Origin of the sequence: Hyphomonas sp., from assembly GCF_018402285.1 — a bacterium.
GTDB lineage: Bacteria > Pseudomonadota > Alphaproteobacteria > Caulobacterales > Hyphomonadaceae > Hyphomonas.
Genome location: NZ_JAGYJH010000003.1, coordinates 840,056 through 861,010, shown reverse-complemented (window position 1 = coordinate 861,010; position 20,955 = coordinate 840,056). Strand labels below are relative to the sequence as shown.

Here is a 20,955-nt window from a genome sequence, read left to right as displayed (position 1 = left end):
GAAAAAGGCGCCGGAAAGGCGCGTGTCGGCGCCCCCTTGCCCTTTCAAAAGGGAGATCTGCTCCTTAACGGAAGTCTGCAGCTTTCGCCCAAATCAAAGAGGCCTCCTCGACGGATTCGAGAAGGCCTCAAAGAAGCAACCCCTCGGTATTGGGCAAGCTCGCGCTCTAGGCCTGAGGGGTGTTGTTGGAATTGAGATAGGCACGCATTTTCTGACCGTCAACTGGCGGTCAGCCCGAAACGAGCCTGTCGCCTTTCGCCTGTTGCCTGTTGCCTGTTGCCTGTTGCCTGTTGCCCCTCGCGTCTCTCACGACCCCGTCCGCACACCCAGTGCAGCCGCGACCATGTCCGCACGCATCCCGCATTCTGCAACAAATGGTAGCAAACAGCAATAATACAAAAAGCATATCAAATCAATTATTTCATTGCAGATTTCAACGATCCGCATGCATGCGCAAGGGCCATAAAATTCTATCTAAAGGAGCTTCATGATGATGGCGCTGACAGCGCGCTCGCCCTTTCTGGTGCGGCCCGTCGCCAAGTCGCTCGTCGGCGCGCTGGATCAGGCCTTCTTCGGTCCGCGGCTGGCTGCCCTGTTCCGGGAGATCGAGAAGACACTCGGCCAGAGCAAATGGTTTGCCGGTGATGAACTCACCGCGGCTGACATCGTGATGGGCTATTCGATGGAGCTGTGCGCCCACCGGGGCGGCATGACCGAAGCAGACTTCCCCAATGCCTTCCGCTTCCTCAGGCAGATGCGGGAATACCCCTCCTATATCCGCGCGATGGAGAAGGATGGCAAAGGCACCATCCTTCTCTAGGCCCTCCGAAGGCGGATCAATCCCTAATCGAGGACGTCCCGGACAACCGGTCCCCAGGGCGAGTTGCCAAGCATGGCAAGCTGGGTTTCGCGAGAGACCGCGTTGATCCCTTCCTGCGGCTTGTTGCCGGGGTGGACCGCGCGCCGCAGCGGCCGCTCGCCGCGTGGCAGGGCGATGATCTCGGCAATGGCGCGCGGGATGTCCATCGGGTCGGTTGTTCCGCCCCCGCTGCCGGGCTGGCCCATGCCGGCGGTCATTTCAGGATAGGCGTCCAGCAAAGCCTGCGGCGTGCGGGCCTTGAGGGCTGCTGCCCGCGCGGTGCTCTTTTCCCAGATCTTCGTGGGATAGCCGCCTGGCTGGATGATCGTGATCTCGATCCCCTGCGCCGCCACCTCATAGGCAAGGCTCTCCGATAGCGCCTCCAGGGCAAACTTGGTCGGCGAGTATTGTCCGATGCCCGGAATGATCACCCGGCCAAGCTGGGAGGAGACCTGAAATATCTGCCCCTGACCTGCCGCGCGCATGGCGGGAAGCACAGCGCGCGCCATCCGGTGGGGGCCGAACACATTGGTCTCGAACAGGAGCTTTGTGGCTTCCATGTCCTGGACCTCAATCGGTCCGCCAAGCCCGATCCCGGCATTGTTGATCAGAACGTCGAGCGTGCCGCCGGTCTTCGCGAGGATTGCCGCAACACCGGCGGTGACGCTTTCGTCCGAATTGACGTCGATTTCGACGACTTCGATCGCGAGGTCCTTCACTGCGGGCAAGCCGGGCGAGGTCATCGGCCTCGGGCCGGGGCAGACCCCGCATCGTGGCAAACACCCGCGCGCCCAGGCGGGCATAGTGCTCCGCTCCCAGACGGCCAAAGCCGGAAGCTGCGCCCGTTATCAGGATCGTCTTGCCATTCAGCGCGCCGGGCGGCGGCGCCTGCGGCCCGGTCTCGCCCAGCGCCTTTGGCGCTCCGCTCATCGCGCCCATGATGGCGGCCGATCCGCCGATCATCTGCCGGCGGCTGACACCCTGCTTACCCATGCCTGTCTCCCTTGGTTTTTTGAACCTGGAAACAGAATAGGCAGAATGGGCGGCGCGGCAAACGAAACCGCGCAGCGGCCGAGGCAAAAAGGGGGGAGAAGTGGGGGCTTCTGTTGCCAGGCGCCCCCGGGCCCCGCCTTAGGGTCTGAAGCCTAAGGACTTAGGTCGGAAAAACCGTCACCGCTTACGCGGCGAGCAGTTCGCCCTCAGCAAAGTTGTCGTTTGCAACTATTTGCTTTTGAGCTTCTAACGCAGCTCAAGCGAGCGAAAGCCTCGTCTTTACACGTCCGTCGACACTATTTCGGCCCCGTCAGAAACCGGCTCCGCAGGACCGGTTTGTGGTGGAGCCGCCGGGTACCGCCCCCGGGTCCGAACCGCTTATTACACGCGCGTTTATCGCCATAGTCCGAAGACAAGGCCAATATAGGCGATAGCGCGCGACAAGGTAAGCCCCTGATCACTTTCAGGCGCCTCCCGTAAACGGTGCCCTTGGATATCGTGCTGATTTAATGTAAGTATTTCTCAGGTTTTCCACATGTGCCGGACATGCGCCGGACAGGGGAAGCCCGGGGACGCAAATGACCAGGAAAACGCGGAGAAATCCGAAGCAGGCGCGTGCGCAGGCAACTGTGGACGCCATCCTTGCCGCAACCTTCGAGCTGCTGGAGACCGAAGGCGAAGCGCGGCTGACCACAAACCGCATTGCCGAACGCGCCGGGGTCAGCATCGGCACGCTCTACCAGTATTTCAAGAACCGGGACGCCATCCTCACCGCGATGGGCGAGCGCCAGGCTGAAGCCCTGCGGCAGAAAGTGACCGAGATTGTCCTGGCCGCGCCCGGACAGGACACGATCCGCACCATCGTTCAGGCCGTCATGAGCGGCATTGATGGCTCACCGGAGACGCGCATCGTGCTGATGGACGCTCTCTTCCGCACGCATGGCGAGGCGATCATGATCCAGCATCATGCGGCCTTCGTCGAGTCCATCCGGGTACGGAGCGACCTTGATTTCGTGTTGGGCCGGGAATCGGCCTTTGTGCTCACCCATGCGGTGGTCTGCCTGCTGCGGGCCGCCGCCGCCGAGCCCGAGCTGGAGCTCGATCCGGTCGCGCTGGAAGACGAGCTGGTCCTGCTGATCGGAAGCTATATGACAGGCCTCGCCGCGCGGGCCGAAAAGCTGGCCGGCTAAGGTCAGCCGCTGTTGAAATGGCCGTAGATGCGGATGGCGAGCGCTTCGTTGACGCCGTCGACTTCCATCAGGTCGGCGACCTTGGCCCGGGAAACTCCGCGGGCGGAGCCGAAATGGTGGAGAAGAGCCTTCTTGCGGGTAGGGCCGATGCCTTCGATTTCATCGAGGGGCGAGCGGGCCGCTTCGGCGGCGCGTTTCTGGCGGTGGGCGCCGATGGCCCAGCGGTGGGCCTCGTCCCGAAGGCGCTGGAGATAGTAGAGAACAGGCGCATTTTCAGGGAGCTTGAAAGGGGCTTTGCCGGGACGGAAGAATTGTTCGCGCCCGGCATTGCGCTCGATGCCCTTGGCGATCGACACCAAAGTCACGTCATCCGGGGTCAATCCGAGCTCCGCCAGCGTCTCAAGAGTGGCATTCAGCTGGCCAAGACCGCCATCAATCAGGACCAGATCCGGCCAATCCTGGCTATTTCCGGCCATTTTCTCCTTCATCGCGCGCGAAAAGCGCCGCCGCATGACTTCGCGCATCATGCCATAGTCGTCGCCCGGCGTGATCTCGGTGTCCTTGATGTTGAACTTCCGGTAGGCCTGCTTGCGGAAGCCTTCAGGGCCCGCGACGATCATGCCGCCGACCGCGTTCGTCCCCTGGATGTGGGAGTTGTCATAGACCTCGATCCGCTCGGGCGGCTCAGCGAGGTCAAACACCGTCTGCACCTCTGCGAGCAGGCGCTCCTGGCTGGCCGACTCCGACAGCTTGCGGGAAAGCGCTTCGCTGGCATTGCGCTCAGCCTGGGTCAGCAGATCGCGCTTGGCGCCGCGTTCGGGGCGGCGCAGCTCTATTCTGCGGCCGGCCTTGAGGGCGAGAGCCTCCTCGATCAGCTCGGCCTGGTCGGGCAGCTCGTTGACGAGGATCAGCTTTGGCGGCGGGCGCTTGTCATAGAACTGGACGAGGAAGGCTGCGAGGATTTCAGCATATGTCTGGTCCTTTTCGTGCCTGGGAAAGTGGGCGCTCGCCCCCCAGTTCTGACCGGCCCGGATGAAGAAGACCTGCACGCAGGAGACCCCGCCATCCATGGCGATAGCGAAGACATCTGCCTCTTCGATCCCGTCCGGGTTCACGTCCTGGGTAGAGCGCACATGGGCGATGGCGCGGATACGGTCGCGCAGGCGGGCGGCGGTTTCAAACTCCATCGCTTCGGAGGCGGCCTCCATCTCGGCGGCGAGGCGCTTCTGCAGCTCCCCCGCCTTCCCTCTCAGGAAATCGGCCGCTTCATCGGCGAGCGCGGTATAGTCTTCCTTCGAGACGAGGCCGACGCAGGGCGCAGCGCAGCGCTTGATCTGGTGGAGCATGCAGGGGCGCGTGCGGGCCGAATAGACACTGTCCTCGCAGGTGCGCAGCAGGAAAGCCTTCTGCAACGTGTCGAGCGTGCGCATGACGGCGCCGGCATTGGCGAAGGGGCCGAAATAGTCGCCCTCATCCTGCTTGGAGCCGCGATACTTCTTGATCTGGGGCGCCTCATGATTGCGGCGGATCAGGATATAGGGGAACGACTTGTCATCGCGCAGGAGGACATTGAATCTGGGTTTGAGAGATTTGACGAGGCTGGCCTCCAGAAGCAGGGCCTCTGTCTCGGTCTCGGTGACGACGAATTCCATCGCGCGCGTCAGGGAGATCATCCGGGCGATGCGCTGGGTGTGACCGCCCATGCGGGTATAGCTGGAGACGCGCGCCTTCAGGTCGCGTGCCTTGCCGACATACAGCACCTCACCCGCCTCACCGAACATCCGGTAGACGCCCGGCCTGGCCGGCAGGTGTTTCAGATTCTCGCGGATGACGTCCACCCCGCGGACCGGGGCAGCGCCGGGGGCTGCATCGTTCATGCGGGCAGAGATAATGGAGACCGGCGCCTGCGGAAAGCCAAAGGGCTGCGCGTCAGAGGGAAATGTGGCCGGCCATCATCAGGCCGCCAAATACGCCCATGGCGACAAACAGGAGCAGGATGCCGGCAAAGGCCTTGCCGCTGGCGCTGCCCGCGCCCTCTCCCCGGCCGCCAGGCATGAAGAGATAGACGAGTGTAATCACGCCCAGACCGGCAAGCAGGCTTTTCTCGACAAGGGTCAACTGCTCGACAAAGGCCGCAATATCGCCTGCAAGCCCCGAGATCTCGTGGCTTGCGCGGGTCAGGGCGACGTCAAGTTCCTGGTTCCAGGTATCCATTCTCATGGCACGGCTCGGGATGTGCATGCCTGCCCGCGGGCAGGTTTATCCGCAACTCGCGCCATTATGGGCCAGTCCGGTTATCTGCCTGCTAAAAAGCCGGTCAAAATTTGATCGATCCGGTCAAGGTCCGGGGAAAGCCTTCCCGGCGCCGAGCAGCCGGGCGCCAAATCACCGCCTTGATGGCCCGCCGGGCCTCCAGTAAGCGTGCGCGCTCCTGATTGCCCTGCCTGAAGAAAAGGACTGCCCCCATGGCCGCCGACATAGCCCTGTCCGAAGCGATCAACCGCGTGAAGCCTTCCGCCACGATTGCCGTCACGACCAAGGCCAATGAGATGAAGCGCCAGGGGCTGGACGTGATTGGCCTCGGCGCCGGGGAGCCTGACTTCGACACGCCGGAAAACATCAAGGAAGCCGCCATCCGCGCCCTGCGCGAAGGCAAGACGAAATATACCCCTTCCGATGGCATCCCGGAGCTGAAGGAAGCCATCGTTGGGAAGTTCGCCCGCGAGAATGGACTGACCTACAAGCCCTCCCAGGTGAACGTCTCGCCCGGCGGCAAGGCCGTGCTGTTCAACGCCTTCATGGCCACGCTGAATGCGGGCGATGAGGTTGTGATCCCGGCGCCTTACTGGGTGAGCTATCCGGAGATGGTGCTGCTCTGCGGCGCCGCGCCGGTGGCGGTGCCCTGCGGCGCCGACACCGCCTACAAGCTGACCCCTGAGAAACTGGAAGCGGCGATCACGCCGAAAACCAAATGGCTGATCCTCAACTCGCCCTCAAACCCCACGGGCGCGGCCTATACCGGCGCGGAGCTCAAAGCCCTCGCCGAGGTTCTGCTGCGCCATCCCCAGGTCTGGGTGCTGACCGATGATATGTACGAGCATCTTGTCTATGACGGGTTCGAGTACAGGACGATCGCGCAGGTTCAGCCTGATCTTTATGACCGGACACTGACGATGAACGGGGTGTCGAAGGCCTATGCCATGACCGGCTGGCGCATCGGTTATGCTGCCGGTCCCGAGAAACTGATCGGCGCCATGCGCAAGGTGATGGACCAGTCCACTTCCAACCCCTGCTCGATCAGCCAGTGGGCGAGCGTGGAAGCGCTCAATGGACCGCAGGACTTCCTGCCCGTGTTTCGCGCCGCCTATGCCAAGCGCCGCAACCTGATGGTCGAGGGGCTGAACCAGGCTGCCGGGATCGTCTGCCCGAAGCCGGAGGGTGCCTTCTATGTCTATCCTTCCTGCGAGGGCCTGATCGGCAAGAAGACCGCCGCCGGCACCGTGATCGACAGCGACAAGACATTTGCGGCCGAGCTTCTGGAAGCGGAGAAGGTGGCGATTGTCTTTGGCGAGGCCTTCGGCCTGCCAGGCACGTTCCGGATTTCCTATGCGACCTCGGACGCGGCGCTGACTGAAGCGGTCGTCCGCATCCGGCGCTTCTGCGGCAGTCTGTCCTAGGGGCATAGGCGGAACCTATAGCCGCCGGGCCCGTTTCCCATTTGAATTGACGCCCCGCCATGCCCATTTGTCCGGCATGGCGGGAACTTTCCCCATATCCGTTTCAAAAGGAGAATTTCATGTCCATCGACATCGGAATGTCTGACGATGCCCGCAAGTCCAGCGCCGACGCGCTCAAAACCCTGCTGGGCGAAACCTATGCCCTCTATGTGAAGACCCATGGCTATCACTGGAACGTCACCGGGCCGCGCTTCAACGCGCTGCACACCCTGTTCATGACCCAGTACACCGAGCTCTGGCAGGCGCTGGATGTCATTGCCGAGCGTATCCGGGCGCTGGGCCATTTTGCCCCGGGCTCCTCGGGCGAAATGATGGAAACCGCCACGATCAAGCCGGACAATGGCGTGCCCGACGCCGAGACAATGCTGAAAAACCTTGCCGCCGGCCATGAAGCCGTCAGCCGGGCCGCCAAATATGGCATTGCCCTTGCCGAGAAGAATGCTGACCCTGTCAGCGTCGACCTCTTCACCCAGCGGGCACAGATCTCCGAGAAGACGGCCTGGATGCTGCGGGCTTCGGTCTAATCCTTCCAGTCCACGCCCAGTCCCCGGGCCAGCGCTGACAAGGCGTCGCGCATATAGGCCCGGGTGACGCGGGCGGCGGGCATCTGCATGTAGGCGTGCGGCGCGCCGGGATAGACATGCAGCTCGACCGGAACACCTTCTGCCATCAGGCGGCGGGCATATTCCAGATTTTCCTCCGTAAAGAGATCAAGCGCGCCCGTTGAGATGAAAGCGGGCGGCAGGCCGGCAAGGCTTGTCGCGCGGGCCGCCGCCGCATAGGGCGGGACGTCCGGCCCGCCGGGCGGCTCACCCAGCAGCGAAGCCCAGCCGAAATGGTTGGACGTGTTGGTCCAGACAAATTCCCCGAACATTGGCGAGAGGTCTGCGCGCACCGCCGTGCGGTCGTCGATCATCGGGAAAATGAGCTGCTGATGGCAGAATCTGTACGCGCCCCGGTCGCGCGCCAGCAGCGCGAGGGCAGCGGCAAGGCCTCCGCCCGCGCTTTCACCGGCCACGGCGATGCGGGCCGTGTCGATGCGCAGGTCTGCGGCCATGGCATGGGCCCAGGCGAGGGTTGCGTAGGCGTCTTCCACATTGCCAGGATAGCAGGTCTCCGGGCCGAGCCGGTAAGCGGGCGCCACGACGACGGCGTCATAAGTGTCTGCCCAGAGCGCGCACATCGGGCCCATGAATTCGGGATTGCCCATGATATAGCCCCCGCCATGCAGGTGGAGGATCGCCGGGCGCGGGCCCTCTGCCCCGTCCTTCCTGCGATAGAGCTTTACCCGCACATCCGGCGCGCCGGCCGGGCCGGGGATGAACACTTCCTCCACCCGGACACTCGCCGGAAGCGGTGGCAGCTGCGCAAGGGCGGCGTTGCGCGCCTGGCGGATGGCGGCGAGATTTTCGGCCGTGATGTGGGAGGTGGGGAACGCTTCGAGGAAAGGGATCAGTTCGGGATCAACAAGATGGCGGGATGACATGGGTTCCTCCGGAAGCGTCTGGTTTTGCCAGATCATTCCCGATAGTTCCCCTTGCGTCGAGGCATGCCCCTGCGTCGCAGCTCATTCCTCGATGTCGAGATTGCGGTAGACATCCTCTGCGTAGACGATCTCGATTTCGATCCGCTGGCTGACGGGAGAGGGTTCTCCCTCCTCGACGATTTCGAGAGGACGGTCTTCGCCATAGCCTCTGGCGCTGAGGATCTTCCCAGGCGCGATGCCCTGGGCGATCAGCCAGTCTCTCATGGCATCGGCCCAGCGCTGGCTGAGCGCCTGGTTTTCCTCGCGCTCGCCGATGCCATCGGTATGGGCCTGGATGGAGATCAAGGAGACCTCGCCCTGCGCGATCGCGGCAAGGATTTCAGGCGCATAATCTTCCGGCGCAAAGGCCGCCCGGTCTGCGATCTGGAACCGCAGCTGCTGCCCGCGGATGACTTCATAGGGCGGGGCGGGCTCCGCTGCTTCGGGCGGCGCGGCCGGCGGCGGCAGGCTGCGGGACAGGGGCGGCGGCGGCGGTGGCGGAACCGCTTCAAGCGAGGGCGGAGGCGGCGGGGGTGGCGGCACACTTTCGGGCCCGGCCACATCATCGGGGGCCTGCCGAACATCCGTCAACGGAAAGGCATCGCGGTAAAGCGAGCAGGCCTCATAACCCGGCGCGATGGCCGCGCTGACGCGGAAATATTCGTCGCCGTCCGGCGTGTTGGCATAGCGCAGGCGTTCCAGCGCGCGGTCTTCCGGATAGGCTTCGGCAAGGACGCAGAGTATGTCGCCAAGGACGAAGGGATTGTCGGAGTAGTAATTGTGGCCGAGGCCGAAGAGTTCGGTGGCGATGCTGGTAGCGTCGACCGTCTGATAGGCCGGGTTGGCGCGGATATAGGGCATGTTGCCATTGGTATCGCCCAGCCGGAGCTTCTTGTTGAGAATCTCAGAAGCGTGCAGCGCGCGGTCGGCGTCGGAAGTGTAGATGGTGACGTTTGCCGGCAGGTTGTCGAGGACACCGGCGGTGATGTTGAACACCTCGCGCTCGACATCGGCGGCCACGAGCACGATGCGGAATTCAAGGTCCCCTTCCCCATGGCGCTCCAGATAATCCTCGGCATAGGATTTCAGGGCTTCGGTCAGGATCCGGTTGCCCATTGAATGGGCGATGATGTTGACCCGCTCGACGCCCTCATGCTCGGTGATCAGGTCGAGGAATTCTTCCAGATAGGGGGCTGCTGCCAGTGACCGGTCCTGGTCGCCGCGATACTGGTCAACAGACAGTTTTCCTGCCGAGGGCCAGCTGAACAGCATCGGCACCCCGGCGTCAAAAATACCCCGGCGGGAGAGGTCCACGGACAATTGCGCCGAACGGATCAGTGCGTCCTCAAACGGGGTGTTGAAGCCGTGCACGAACAGCAGCACCGAGGCTGAGCCAGTGTCACCAAGGGCAGTGTCCATGTCTGTCAGGAAGACTTCCTCGCCGGCCTTGGTGATGCGGGTGAGGAAGACGTATTTTGCCAGTTCATCGGGGTCTTCCGGCGCCGGGCCTTCGAGCATCGGGGTTTCGCCCCGGTCACGCGTGCCGCCCTCCTCGATCAGCCGGGGCAGCCAGACATCGGCGCGGCCGAGATGCAGCTGGCGGTCGTCCCAGCCTTGCGTGCCGCGCACATCCACCTCTTCATCAGCGGCCGGCGCCGGGCCATCGAGCGCCATGCCGCGATTGGTGCCGAAGAGGACGCGGACGCATTCGACCGCGTCTTTCGTGGCGGGCGTCAGCAGGCTGGTGCAATCGGCGCCGAAGGCAGGATGGCGGGTCACCGGGCGCGGCTGAAGAAGGATATAGCTCGCACCCGCGCCCGCGCCGATCAGGATAATCAGGATGACAACCAGCAATGCCCGCTTCATTCTGTCCCCCGGCGCGCGACTTCAAGGATAGACAATAGCATACTTCCGGCAAATTCAAGGCGGCCGGACGCGGGAGCCAGGCCCCCCGAGAATCCCGTTGACACCAGCGCAGGCCATGCCACGACTGCGCTTGCATGACCCTGACCGCACTTCCCGGACGCGAGCGAAGCGATGCCCTCGAGGGCGGCGTGATCGCCCATTATATCACCCGAGCCGATGACCCCGCGCTGCTGCGCTTCTACGCCGCCTATGACGCGGCCTTTATCCTGCCCGACGAGAAAGAAGACCTGGAGGGCTTCCGCGCCTGTCTGGCCCTGAATGAGGGCGCGGCCTATGAGCGCCTCTCGGCCCTTTACGGACCCTACCGGGAGATGGCGATCCTCCTGACGGACGGGGCCAACGGCCCGGTGCTCGGCGCGGCAAACTTTATCGCCTTTGCCGGGGATGGCAGCGACCCGACCATTTCACTCTCTTATATCTTCGTGGACGCAAACCTGCGGCGGCGCGGCCTGTTCGGGCGGCTGATGCATCTGGTGCGCGAGGAGGCCCGTGAGGCCTTTGCCTGGCCTGAGGGAGAGATCCCCGCGCCGCTGATCTTCATCGAGATGAACAATCCGGTGAAGATGAGCCCGGAAGATTATGCCCTCGACAGTCAGCATGCCGGCCTTGATCAGGTCGACCGGCTGAAGATCTGGGAACGGCGCGGCGCACGGCTTGTCGGGACAGACTATCGCCAGCCACCCCTGTCGGGCGATCAGGAAGCCGAAGACAGCCTGCTGCTCGGCGTGCTTGGCGCGGGCGGGGCCGACGCGATCAACGCCTGCCGCATGCTGGCCCATATGCGGCGCTTCTTCGGGGTGACGGTTCTCAAGGGCGGGGACATCTCCGCCTCCCCGGTGGCGCTTGAACAGGTTGAGGCGCTCGAAGCGGCCTGCGCCGCAGGCGAGATGGTCGCCCTGACAGGATTTGAAGAGGTCTTCGCCGCAGCACAGCAGGTGCGCCGGGACCGAAGCTAGCCGGCGGGGGGCCGGCGCCAGAGACTGGAGGAGCACACGCAATGACGGACATGGCCAGCAGCCATAACGGCTTTGAGGAGTGTGAGGACAAGTCGGTCTATTTCACGCTGTCGCTCTATGTCAGCCAGGCAGATGTGACCGCCGCGCTCGGCAATCAGCTGGACCCGGAAACCCTGCGCGCCTTCCAGCCCGGCTATCGCGGCAGCAAGCGCCTGCGCGACGCGGTGGAGCCCCTGTTCAACGACATTGCCGACCGCGAGCGCCTTGGCGCGGTGGATGACTTCCTGCTCGACAGCCTCTGCCCGCGGAACGGGGAGTTCATCGAGATAACCGCGCCCGATGAAATCTCCTGGTCGACTGAAGGGCGCCGCTTCGTCGCTACCCCGCCGGGCCTTGGCAAGTCGCGTACGCTCCGGGTACGTCGGTTCTGGTATACCCATGCCAATGGCGCGATCGGGTATCATCTCTCCTTCCGCTACAATTACGACCACACGCCGGGCGAGTTCTATTTCCTGTCCCTGTTGCAAAAAGTAGCGGCACCGAAGGAATTCGAGGCCAATCCACGCCTGCCGGGCAGCGCCCCCTGGCGGGCCACTGACGAGCGCACCGGCATTGCGCCGCTGGACCTTTTGCGTGTCAAGAGCCCGCGCAGCGGTGACCAGAGCTTCTGGCAATATGTGCGCGATGCGTTTGATCTGGATGCAGAAGACCTCTTCCGCCAGCTGTCCGGGACAGGCCCGAAAGCGCGCAGCGCGCCTGCTGCCCCCACCTTCGACACGCTGGTGGCCGAGGCGCCGTTCATCGAAGTGCCCGGCCTTGTGATGCCGGTCTCGCGTCTCCTGTTCTTCTTCGAGGACGCCACCTTCTTCCGCCGGCTGCTGCCCGAGCCCGACCCCGAGACCGGCGTGCCCCCGCCCCGCACGCGGATGGTGCAGGAGGGATGTTACCTGCCCTATCAGGAAAAGCTCGACGGGCTGAACCCGAAGGGGCTTGTGGATATGCCTGAAGTGCGGATGGGGGACGACTACTGGCACTGGGTGATCCACCGGCCGGACTATGATCAGTATACCGACGCGCAGATTGAGGAAGGCCGCAAGACGCGGCCCGCGATGGAAGACCGGCGGCGGCAGGACTGCCTGCAATACCTGTTCATGGCGGGCTTCAACCAGAACATCATCGACTTCATGAACCAGGACCCGTCCGAAATCCTGGATTCCACCGATCCGATCTATCCGGCCACCGAGGAGCAGGCGACCGAGCGCAAATTCGTGCGCTTTGCCAATCCGCGCGCGCTGACCACATATGTCGAGACCGCCCGCAGCCTGGAAGCGGCCAACGACTATATCGGCACCTGCCCCTATGCGTTCATGATCCATGTCGTCTCGATGCATAACGAGTTCATGACGCGGGAATACGAGGCCTGCGCCTTCAAGCTCATCGATAAGGTGGAAATGCTCGGACAGAAGGGCCGCCTGAAACGCGCGGCCGAGGCCTTCTACGCCTTCCGCACCGGGGACTATGCCGGCTATTACCGCGACCGGTACATGAACGTCTTTCGCTATGACACCGAAGCTGAAGTGTTCGAGAAGATGACCCAGCTGCGGGGCATCGACCGGCGCAATGATTATATCGAGCGGCTGATCTCCAACATGGAAAGCCAGACCCGGGACCGCGAAGCGCGCCTCGCCAAGAAGGACGAGACCTCGATGAACCTGCTGCTGGGCGCGCTCGGCGTGTTCGGCTTCTTCCAGCTGGCGATGATGTGGGCCGACAAGCTGCGCGATCTCAGCCGGAATGATGATGTCTCAGTGAGCCTTGGCTGGGCGCCGCCCTTCCTGGAGCTGTCAGGCGGGAACCTCGATCAACCCTGGAACGGATTCTCGGTTTTCGTGCTCTACGCCTCGATGGGCTTCACCTTCGCGCTGGTTATTTTCCTGATCTGGCGTCTTGCCCGTGGCTTCTTCCGGTAAAGTGTGTTTTGTAAGGTCTGTAAATGCGGAAATCCGCAGACAAATCGCCTGAATGACCCGGAAAAAAGAAAGCCCGGCAGCATCTGAAGACGCGCCGGGCATAAAGTGGGGTCCTGAAGGGGGGAGGAAACGCCCAATCGGAGGAATGATCGGGTTATGCCCAGGACCCTTGGCATGACCCCTAGATAGGGCATCTTCGCTGCATTGCAACATGCGACACAGCAGCCCAAACATGCATTTTCGCATGCATTACGTTAAGTTCACGATCCTTGACGCATAGACGACCGCCGCAAGGGCTCCGTCTCGCTTGTCAGGAACTCCCGGAAGGCGGCCACGCGCTTGGACCGCCGCAGGTCGCTCGGGTAAATGAAGTAAAGATCGAAAACTGGCCCGGTTACTTCAGGAAGCACACGCACGAGGCGAGGCAATGTGGCGGCCATATAGTCAGGCACATCGGCAATCCCAAGGCCGGCATCAACCGCCCGGAGCATTGCGAAGACGTTGTTGACTTTCAGCGTGGCAAGGCGCGGCGGTGCGTCATCACGCCCCACGCGGCAGGCGAAGGCCATCTCGAACAGCGGCGTGGACTCGTCGCCATAAGCAATGATGCGATGGTTATCGAGGTCCTGGGGCTCCCTGGGCACGCCATAGGCCTTCAGGTATTCGGGCGAGGCATAGAGATTGGTGCCCAGCGTGCCGAGCTTGCGCTGGATGAGATCGGCCTTGTCGGCCGGCCAGAGGCGGACGGCGCATTCGGCCTCCAGCTTCAGGAGGTCATATTCGAACTGGTCGTCGAGGCGCAGATCGAGGCGCAGGTCCGGGTGGCGTTTCACGAAGTTGCCGAGCCGGGGAACAAGCCAGATAGACCCGAAGGCGACCGGGGCGGCCACGATCAACTCGCCTTGCGGGGTTTCCTGCTGGTCGCGCAGCGCGGAGTTGGCCGACTGGGCAGCCGAAGCCATCTCCACCGTCGAGCGGTAGAGCGTGTGCCCGCTATCGGTCAGCACAAGGCCTCGGGCATGGCGCTGAAACAGGGAGACGCCGAGCTGTTCTTCCAGCGCAGCGATCTGGCGCGAGACCGCCGACTGGGAAATGCCGAGGCGCTCACCCGCAAGGGTGAGGCTGCCGGATTCGGCGGCGGCGTGGAACGATCTGAGCTTACCCCAATCCATGGGGAGGGTTTGTGACGGGAGTTTGAACCTGCGGCAAGAGGAATGACGCGGGGGCCGGTCAGATTGGCGGGCCTGCCTTGGCGCGGCGTCACCGTTTCCAACCCGGCTTTGCCTGCTAGAGAGGGGCAGAGACCATCTTGGGAAGGAGACCGCCATGAAGATCACCAATGAGACTGCCGCCGTCGTGACCGGGGGCGCCTCGGGCCTCGGCCAGGCCACGGCCCGCGCGCTCGCCAGGGCCGGCGCCAAGGTCGCCATCTTCGATATCAATGCCGAAGCCGGTGAAGCGACCGCCAGGGACATCGGCGGCATTTTCTGCAATGTGAACATCATGGACGAGGCCTCCGCCGTCGCCGGGTTTGAAAAGGCCCGCGCCGCCCATGGCCAGGAGCGGATCACGGTACATTGCGCCATGGCGTCCAAAGGCGGGAAGACGCTGTCCTGGGACAAGGAAAACGCCCGCTACAAACGCCTGACCACGGAAGACTATGAGTTCGGCGCAAAGGGCGTACTGGTCGCCTCTTACCGCATAGCCTCGCTCTCGGCCGAGGGCATGGCGACCCTGCCCGAGCTGGAAGATGGCGAGCGCGGCGTGATCACGCTGACAGCGTCGGTCGCCGCCCAGGACGGGCAGATCGGACAGGTCGTCTACGGATCCTGCAAGGCGGGCGTCAACGGCCTCGTCCTGCCGATGGCGCGCGACCTGATGGATATCGGCATCCGCGTCAACTCGATCATGCCGGGCATCTTCGCGACACCCCTGATGCTGCGCGCTTCGGACAAGGTGCTCAATTCCCTGGCGTCTTCGGTGCCCTTCCCGAAACGCCTCGGCAATCCGGAAGAATATGGCTCGCTGGTTCTGGAGCTGGTGCGCAACACCTATTTCAACGCCCAGTGCCTGCGTCTGGATGGCGGCATCCGGATGGCGCCGCGTTGAAGGATTGCCAGCGGCGGCTGCCGTGCCTGCGCCTTGCCTGTGAAGCCCCGCAACCAATCAGGTTGCGGGGCTTTCCTGTTCTGCGGCTACGTCTTCCCCGACCCGCACAATTTCCGTGAGCAGAAGGTCCAGATCGCTCAGCTGCGTCCGGTGGTTGGTGAGGTTGATGCGGATCGCCGTGCGGCCCTTGAGCCGGGTGGTGGAAGGCGCGGCGATGCCGCTTTCCTGCAGGCGGAGGACGATTTCCTCGTTGAGGGCGCCGAGCGCGGCTTCGTCCAGACCGCCTGCGCGATACCGGAAACAGCAGATGTTGAGCCGGGCCGGGGCGAGAAGGTCAAAGCGTGGATCGGCAGCGACCTTTGCAGACAGATAGGCAGCCTGATCGCAGTTGCGGGCAATGACCTCGCCGAGCTTTGCCGTGCCGAAGCCGGCAATCTGCGACCAGACCTTCAGGGCACGGAAGCCGCGCGAGAGCTCCGGCCCGTATTCCACGGGCCAGGGATTGCCTGCGGCGATGCCGCGATCTGTGCCCTTGAGATAATCCGGCCGGTCAGAGAAAGCGTGGCGATGGTGGGCTTCCTCGCGCACGAGGACGCAGCCGGCGTCATAGTTCACATGCAGCCATTTATGGAAATCGAAGGCAACCGAATCGGCCTGCTCGATGGCCCTGAAACGTTCGGCATGGGCGGGCGAGAGACGGGCCAGCGCGCCAAAGGCGCCGTCGACATGGAACCAGAGGTTTTCTTCCCTGGCGATGGCGGAAAGCTCCGTGAGCGGATCGGTGGAACCGGTGTTGACCGTACCGGCCGTACCGATGAGGAGGAAGGGGGTGAGGCCCGCTTCCCTGTCTGCCCGAATGGCCGCGCGCAGGGCGGCGGTATCCATCTCATAGGCATCGTTCACCGGGATAAGGCGCAGGGCATCCGTGCCAAGGCCGAGGATATCGAAGGCGCGGGGGTTGCAGGCATGGGCCTCTGCGGAGGCATAGCCGACAAGCCGGTCGCCACAGATACCTTCCTTCCGGCTACGGAAGTCGAGGCGCGCGTCCCGCGCGGCTTTCACGGCAATGAGGGTGGCGAGCGATGTGCCCGAGACAAGAAGGCCCGAAGCGGTTTCCGGGAAACCGAAGAGTTCCCGGCACCAGGCAACCACCTGCCGCTCGACATAGATGGCACCATGGTCGCGCCCGCCGGCATTGGCATTGAGGGCGCCGGCGACGATCTCGGCGAGCAGGTTCTGCGGCGTGCCCGAGCCATGCACCCAGCCGAAGAAACGGGGATGGGTGTTGCCCACCCCATAGGGCAGCAGCGCGGTGAGCTTGGCGGCGAGGTCTGCTTCGCCCTGCCCTTCCTGCGGCAGGGGGCGCGCGAAGGCGGCCTTCATTTCCGGCGGAAACGGGGTCCAGACCCGGCCTTCGCGATTGGCGGTCATCTTGTCGATGGCCGCGTCGAGCAGGTCATGGGCGGTCTGACGGAAGACTGCCCAGTCTTCAGGGTCGAGCCCCGGCTGCGGGACGGGCTGTTTGGGGTCGGTCATGGGAGGATGAGCCTTTGAAGTCCGGCTGCTTACTGACTCGCCCGGAGGATGGACGCAATCCATGGGCGCCTTGCGCGATGCGATTCCCCCGGGGCAGGGCTGGCTCTGGGGGCGGTTCGACCGGCCCCTGTTCAGGGGGTGGGCAGCCCGCCGGGCTTGCGGCATGCTGCAGGCAGATCAGACGCTTCAGGGGTCAGCCAGTGCGCAGATGTATCCTTTCCGCCGCAACGCTGCTGGCTGCCGCCCTGCCCGCGTCGGCCGAAAGCTGGGGCGTCAGCGATGCACCGGGACAGGCACCGACAGGCCAGTGGACGTGCATGCTCTGGTATGGGGACCGCCCACCGATGATGAACATCACCCTGATGAGCGACCGGAACTTCATTACCGTTGCGGCCCCTCAGTTCGGGCCCGTGCCGGACGGAGCCCAGGCGCGCATCGAGTATGCCAGCGGCCGAAACGGAACCATCTCACTTCGCAAGGCAGCGGACCGGCCCGAAGCCGTGTTCGTCTTCTTTCCGGACGAGGCGGTTGATGCGATCCTCGACCAGTTCCGGACCGAAGGCACCTTCACCCTCACCTCTGGTGAGGTCAGCGCCAGCTTTGCTGTCCCCGGTCTCGGCAGCGGGATTGCGCATCTGAAATCCTGTGTGGAAGCCTTTCCGGAGATGCCTGAGGCGGAGTGAGGCCGCTACTGGCTGGCCCAGAGGATGCGGGCGATCCATGCGATTTCGGCAGGTTTGAATTCGCGGGCCGGGTAATCTGGGTTAAGCGAGGCGAACTCAATCAGCCTCGTATTCTTCCGGGCGAGCACCTTTGCCATCACTTTGCCGTCGGTGGTCCTGGCGACGACGCGGTCGCCGGGTTTCACCTCGGCGCCGGGGGCGACAATGATGCGGTCTCCGGCGCGGTAGGCGGGCTCCATCGAGCCGCCACTTATTTCAAGGGCATAGACGGTCTCTGTGCCAAGGCCGGGGAAGCGGACTTCCTTCCAGCCGGCCCCGACCGGGAAACCGGCATCGTCAAAAAACCCGTCCTGACCCGCCTGGGCAAAGCCGATGAGGGGGGCTGAGCCGCCGCGGCGGCCTTCGACGAGGGCGGCAAAATCATCAAAGCCTGCGCCGACGGCATCGAGAACGCGGGCGAGACTCTCTGTGCTGGGCCAGCGGGGGCGGCCATCGGCGGCTTCGCGCTTGGAGGGGTTGAAGCTGGTGGGGTCGAGCCCCGCGCGTTTGGCCAGCGCCGAGGCGGTTAGGCCGTGATGGGCGGCGAGAAGATCGAGCCCCCGCCAGATGTCCTTGTGCTGCATCGGAATGCATCCGTTTGAAGAGAATGGAATTTATTCCTGGTTCAGGAATTTATCCCTATCGTCAACGGGTTGGCGGGGTCCAGTCTGACGCAGGGACAGTGCGGCGGCGCAGGCGCAGGGCGAGGCCGAGGCCGACACCCAGCCCGATTGCAATTATGAGGTCTGCCACCACCGTCAGCACCAGGGTGAGGATCAGCAGAAACCGATCTTCGAGGGGGCGTTCTGCGTAGCTGCGCCACTTTTCCGGCTCGCTCATGTTCCAGGCGGTGAGCAGCAAAAGCCCGGCCAAAGCGGGCAGGGCAAGCTGCCCGGCGAGGCCGGACAGGGACACCATGATGCCAAAAAGGGTCAAAGCGTGGACAATTCCGGCCACGGGCGTGCGCCCGCCTGCCTTGACGTTCGTCGCCGTGCGCGCAATCGCGCCGGTGGCGGGCAAACCGCCGAAAAGGCCCGAGCCGAGATTGGCCGCGCCCTGCGCGATGAGCTCCGCATTCGGACGATGGCGGCCTTCGATCATCCGGTCTGCGACCAGGGCAGAGAGGAGCGATTCGACGCCGGCGAGGAACGCGATGATCAGGGCGGAGGGGAGAAGTTCCCGGAGGCGGGCCAACGTCACGTCCGGAAAGGCGGGCATGGGCAGGCCCGAGGGCAGGTCTCCGAAGCGGCTGGTGATGGTGTCCACCGGGAGCCCGGCAAGGGCGACAGTGGCCGAGGTGATGCCGACCGCAACGATGAGGCCCGGCCAGCGGGGCGCGAGGCGGCGGAAGAGGATGATGAGGAGGAGGGTGGAAAGACCAATGCCAAGGGCGGCAGGGCTGAAGCTGCCCCTTCCCTCCCAGAGCGCGGGCAACTTGTGCAGGAAATCTGCAGGCAGATGATCGATCTGTAGGCCGAAGAGGTCCTTCAGCTGGCTGGTGGCGATGATGAGGGCGATGCCCAGGGTGAAGCCATTGACCACCGCTTCAGGAATGAACCCGATGAGGTTTCCGAGCCGCAGGGCGCCGGCGGCAAGGAGAATGAACCCGGCCATGAGCGTTGCAAGGACAAGGCCATCATAGCCATGAGTTGCGATGACGCCATAGACGACAACGATGAAGGCTCCGGTGGGCCCGCCGATCTGGACGCGGCTGCCGCCGAGGAGCGAGATGAGGAGGCCGCCAATCACTGCCGTGACCAGACCCATGCCGGGATCTGCGCCCGAGGCGATGGCGATGGCAAGGCTGAGCGGGAGGGCGACCATGGCCACAGTGACGCCGGCAAAGGCATCGGCGGCGAAGAGTTTCAGATTGTAAGTCTTCAGGCTTGTAAGGAGCTTGGGTGTCACATCGCTGGCGGGCGCGAGAATTTGCGGGCGTCCGTACTTCAGAAAGCTCTAAAGTAATGGCCCGGGCCTAACAACTGCGGCGCGTGTTCGCAGGCCCCGCGTCAGTAGCGCCAACCACCGGAAGAAGCCCCGCCCGGGCGACCATCCGGGACGAGGTGTTTCCGGGCGACCGAATAGACCCGGCCCTCCCCCATGGCGAAAGCCATGCAGCCTTCCGGGAATACAGCGGAAAAGGCCGTGTCCAGAATATTGAGGCCGCCCGCAAAGGCGCCCATGGCGGGCATGACAAGGCGGGCACCATCAGCGGCAAAACAGCGGCGGCGCACGGCGCGCCCGCGCCCGGCGACCTTGGCGACGGGGTGAAGGTGGCCGGCGACCTCGCCCATCTCCCCCTTCGGTTCGTGGCGGAAGACGAGAGCCTCCAGGCGCAGGACCTTTGCCGCGCGCCCGCCCAGATGGGCCGGGGGATCAGGATCATGGTTTCCCTCGATCCAGACCCAGTCATGGGCGGCGGTGAGCGCGCGGATGCGCTCCGCATAAGGCGGCGGGAGGCGGTGTTCGGAGTGGCGGTCATGAAAACTGTCGCCGAGGGAAAGGATGGTTTCCGGGCGCAGGCGCGCGCAGAGGGCTTCGACGCGGGCGAGCGTGGCGCCGGTGTCATAGGGGGGGAGCATCTGGCCGGCGGCGGCATAGTTCGATCCCTTCTCCAGATGCAGATCGGACACGACGAGCAGCCGTCGCGCCGGCCACCAGAGGGCGCCTTCGGGCAGGGGCGTGAGCAGCTCTCCGGCAAGGTGGAGCAGCGTCTCGCTGGGAAGGGCGCGGGCGGGCGTCATGGGCGAGAGGATTGGGGTGAAGCGGGGGCGCGGTCAACGGGGCGGCGCACCCCCCGGAACAGGGGATGGAGCCAGAGGGCGGGACGACGTCTTCTTTACAACGGATCCGGGCATAGCCGCCCGGCATTGAGGACGGCCATTGGGGAGAGGCACCATGATGAGAGCAATTGCAGCCACAGGACTGGCCGCGCTGATGACAGCCTGCGCTTCAGCGCCGGCCGGGGCGCCTGCGGCCGAGCCGGTGGTGAAACTGACCGACGAAGAATTTGCGCCGATTGTCTATGACGCCCATTTCAGGACCAAGCCGGTGCAGAAGGCCGATGAGGCGCTGGGTCAGCTGTTGACGCGGCCCGACGTGACGGACACGCAGAGGGCCGAAGCGCTGCAACGCCGAGGATTCCTGCGCGGGCTCTATGTTGCCGACTGGCCGGAAGCCTATCCGCAATGCGCGATGCGCGACTATCTTGCCGCGCTGGAGCTGGGGCCGACGGAAAAGGTGAAAGGGCAGATCATGGAGGGCCTGGAATATCAGGTCAGCCGGCGGATCTATTTTAATCAGGCGCCTTTCCTCGGCGTTCCGGAAGACTGCAAGCCCTATGTGGATGAGGCGCTCGCCCTGCTCGGCCCCGGCAACTAGACGCGGCAAGGTTTCGCGCAGCACGATTGGCCCGAGAGGCGGGCGGAAAAG

General features: G+C 64.0%; 19 protein-coding genes and 1 other RNA gene. 9 read left to right on the top strand and 11 right to left on the bottom strand.

Annotated elements, in window-relative coordinates:
* Nucleotides 1–490: 490 nt before the first annotated feature.
* A complete protein-coding gene (locus tag KG722_RS06770; protein WP_300998281.1) occupies nucleotides 491–820 on the top strand; it encodes a glutathione S-transferase family protein in 330 nt (109 codons plus the stop codon).
* Nucleotides 821–843: 23 nt separating this feature from the next.
* Here KG722_RS06770 and KG722_RS06765 read toward each other — a convergent pair whose 3' ends face one another.
* Nucleotides 844–1,602 (bottom strand): SDR family NAD(P)-dependent oxidoreductase, encoded by a 759-nt coding sequence (locus KG722_RS06765; RefSeq protein ID WP_300998280.1) that lies wholly within the window; start codon nucleotides 1,600–1,602, stop codon nucleotides 844–846.
* Between the two features lie 349 nt (nucleotides 1,603–1,951).
* Nucleotides 1,952–2,305, bottom strand: a transfer-messenger RNA (tmRNA) gene (ssrA, locus tag KG722_RS06760).
* Nucleotides 2,306–2,430: 125 nt separating this feature from the next.
* Here ssrA and KG722_RS06755 point away from each other — a divergent pair.
* Nucleotides 2,431–3,042 carry a TetR/AcrR family transcriptional regulator gene (locus KG722_RS06755; RefSeq protein ID WP_213270957.1) on the top strand — a complete coding sequence of 204 codons (612 nt, stop codon included), beginning with the start codon at nucleotides 2,431–2,433 and terminating at the stop codon, nucleotides 3,040–3,042.
* A gap of 2 nt (nucleotides 3,043–3,044) precedes the next feature.
* Here the strand turns inward: KG722_RS06755 and uvrC are convergent, their stop codons facing one another.
* Both uvrC and KG722_RS06745 read right to left on the bottom strand, forming a co-directional pair.
* Nucleotides 3,045–4,919 (bottom strand): excinuclease ABC subunit UvrC, encoded by a 1,875-nt coding sequence (uvrC, locus tag KG722_RS06750; protein WP_213270955.1) that lies wholly within the window; start codon nucleotides 4,917–4,919, stop codon nucleotides 3,045–3,047.
* A 52-nt stretch (nucleotides 4,920–4,971) separates the two neighbouring features.
* Complete coding sequence (locus tag KG722_RS06745) at nucleotides 4,972–5,256, bottom strand: hypothetical protein (RefSeq protein WP_213270954.1); 285 nt, start codon at nucleotides 5,254–5,256, stop codon at nucleotides 4,972–4,974.
* A gap of 251 nt (nucleotides 5,257–5,507) precedes the next feature.
* Between KG722_RS06745 and KG722_RS06740 the strand changes: the two genes are divergently transcribed.
* Both KG722_RS06740 and KG722_RS06735 read left to right on the top strand, forming a co-directional pair.
* Nucleotides 5,508–6,719: a pyridoxal phosphate-dependent aminotransferase gene (locus KG722_RS06740; RefSeq protein ID WP_213270953.1), complete on the top strand. Its 1,212-nt coding sequence runs from the start codon at nucleotides 5,508–5,510 to the stop codon at nucleotides 6,717–6,719.
* Nucleotides 6,720–6,838: 119 nt separating this feature from the next.
* The gene (locus tag KG722_RS06735; RefSeq protein WP_213270952.1) at nucleotides 6,839–7,303 is read left to right on the top strand and encodes a DNA starvation/stationary phase protection protein; all 465 of its coding nucleotides are present in this window, start codon (nucleotides 6,839–6,841) and stop codon (nucleotides 7,301–7,303) included.
* Here KG722_RS06735 and KG722_RS06730 read toward each other — a convergent pair.
* Complete coding sequence (locus tag KG722_RS06730) at nucleotides 7,300–8,265, bottom strand: alpha/beta hydrolase (RefSeq protein WP_213270951.1); 966 nt, start codon at nucleotides 8,263–8,265, stop codon at nucleotides 7,300–7,302. The genes KG722_RS06735 and KG722_RS06730 overlap by 4 nt on opposite strands.
* An 81-nt stretch (nucleotides 8,266–8,346) precedes the next feature.
* Nucleotides 8,347–10,170 (bottom strand): alpha/beta hydrolase, encoded by a 1,824-nt coding sequence (locus tag KG722_RS06725; RefSeq protein WP_213270950.1) that lies wholly within the window; start codon nucleotides 10,168–10,170, stop codon nucleotides 8,347–8,349.
* 134 nt (nucleotides 10,171–10,304) lie between these two features.
* Between KG722_RS06725 and KG722_RS06720 the strand changes: the two genes are divergently transcribed.
* The gene (locus KG722_RS06720; RefSeq protein WP_213270949.1) at nucleotides 10,305–11,186 is read left to right on the top strand and encodes a hypothetical protein; all 882 of its coding nucleotides are present in this window, start codon (nucleotides 10,305–10,307) and stop codon (nucleotides 11,184–11,186) included.
* Nucleotides 11,187–11,227: 41 nt separating this feature from the next.
* Entirely contained in the window at nucleotides 11,228–13,156 is a 1,929-nt protein-coding gene (locus KG722_RS06715) for a hypothetical protein (RefSeq protein ID WP_213270947.1), read from the top strand.
* Between the two features lie 260 nt (nucleotides 13,157–13,416).
* On the opposite strand, the gene KG722_RS06710 is transcribed toward KG722_RS06715, so the two are convergent.
* The gene (locus KG722_RS06710; protein WP_213270945.1) at nucleotides 13,417–14,328 is read right to left on the bottom strand and encodes a LysR family transcriptional regulator; all 912 of its coding nucleotides are present in this window, start codon (nucleotides 14,326–14,328) and stop codon (nucleotides 13,417–13,419) included.
* A gap of 154 nt (nucleotides 14,329–14,482) precedes the next feature.
* Between KG722_RS06710 and KG722_RS06705 the strand changes: the two genes are divergently transcribed.
* A complete protein-coding gene (locus KG722_RS06705) occupies nucleotides 14,483–15,265 on the top strand; it encodes an SDR family NAD(P)-dependent oxidoreductase (protein WP_213270943.1) in 783 nt (260 codons plus the stop codon).
* A 57-nt stretch (nucleotides 15,266–15,322) separates the two neighbouring features.
* Here the strand turns inward: KG722_RS06705 and KG722_RS06700 are convergent, their stop codons facing one another.
* Complete coding sequence (locus KG722_RS06700; protein WP_213270941.1) at nucleotides 15,323–16,801, bottom strand: pyridoxal-dependent decarboxylase; 1,479 nt, start codon at nucleotides 16,799–16,801, stop codon at nucleotides 15,323–15,325.
* 200 nt (nucleotides 16,802–17,001) lie between these two features.
* On the opposite strand from KG722_RS06700, the gene KG722_RS06695 reads away from it, so the two are divergent.
* A complete protein-coding gene (locus KG722_RS06695) occupies nucleotides 17,002–17,484 on the top strand; it encodes a hypothetical protein (protein ID WP_213270939.1) in 483 nt (160 codons plus the stop codon).
* A gap of 5 nt (nucleotides 17,485–17,489) precedes the next feature.
* On the opposite strand, the gene KG722_RS06690 is transcribed toward KG722_RS06695, so the two are convergent.
* From KG722_RS06690 to pdeM, 3 genes are all read right to left on the bottom strand, one after another.
* Nucleotides 17,490–18,107 (bottom strand): helix-turn-helix transcriptional regulator, encoded by a 618-nt coding sequence (locus KG722_RS06690; protein WP_213270937.1) that lies wholly within the window; start codon nucleotides 18,105–18,107, stop codon nucleotides 17,490–17,492.
* Nucleotides 18,108–18,168: 61 nt separating this feature from the next.
* The gene (locus KG722_RS06685; RefSeq protein WP_213270935.1) at nucleotides 18,169–19,431 is read right to left on the bottom strand and encodes a SulP family inorganic anion transporter; all 1,263 of its coding nucleotides are present in this window, start codon (nucleotides 19,429–19,431) and stop codon (nucleotides 18,169–18,171) included.
* 101 nt (nucleotides 19,432–19,532) lie between these two features.
* On the bottom strand, nucleotides 19,533–20,267 hold the full coding sequence (gene pdeM / locus KG722_RS06680; protein WP_213270934.1) for a ligase-associated DNA damage response endonuclease PdeM: 735 nt from the start codon (nucleotides 20,265–20,267) through the stop codon (nucleotides 19,533–19,535).
* A 154-nt stretch (nucleotides 20,268–20,421) separates the two neighbouring features.
* Between pdeM and KG722_RS06675 the strand changes: the two genes are divergently transcribed.
* A complete protein-coding gene (locus KG722_RS06675) occupies nucleotides 20,422–20,904 on the top strand; it encodes a hypothetical protein (RefSeq protein WP_213270933.1) in 483 nt (160 codons plus the stop codon).
* Nucleotides 20,905–20,955: the final 51 nt, after the last annotated feature.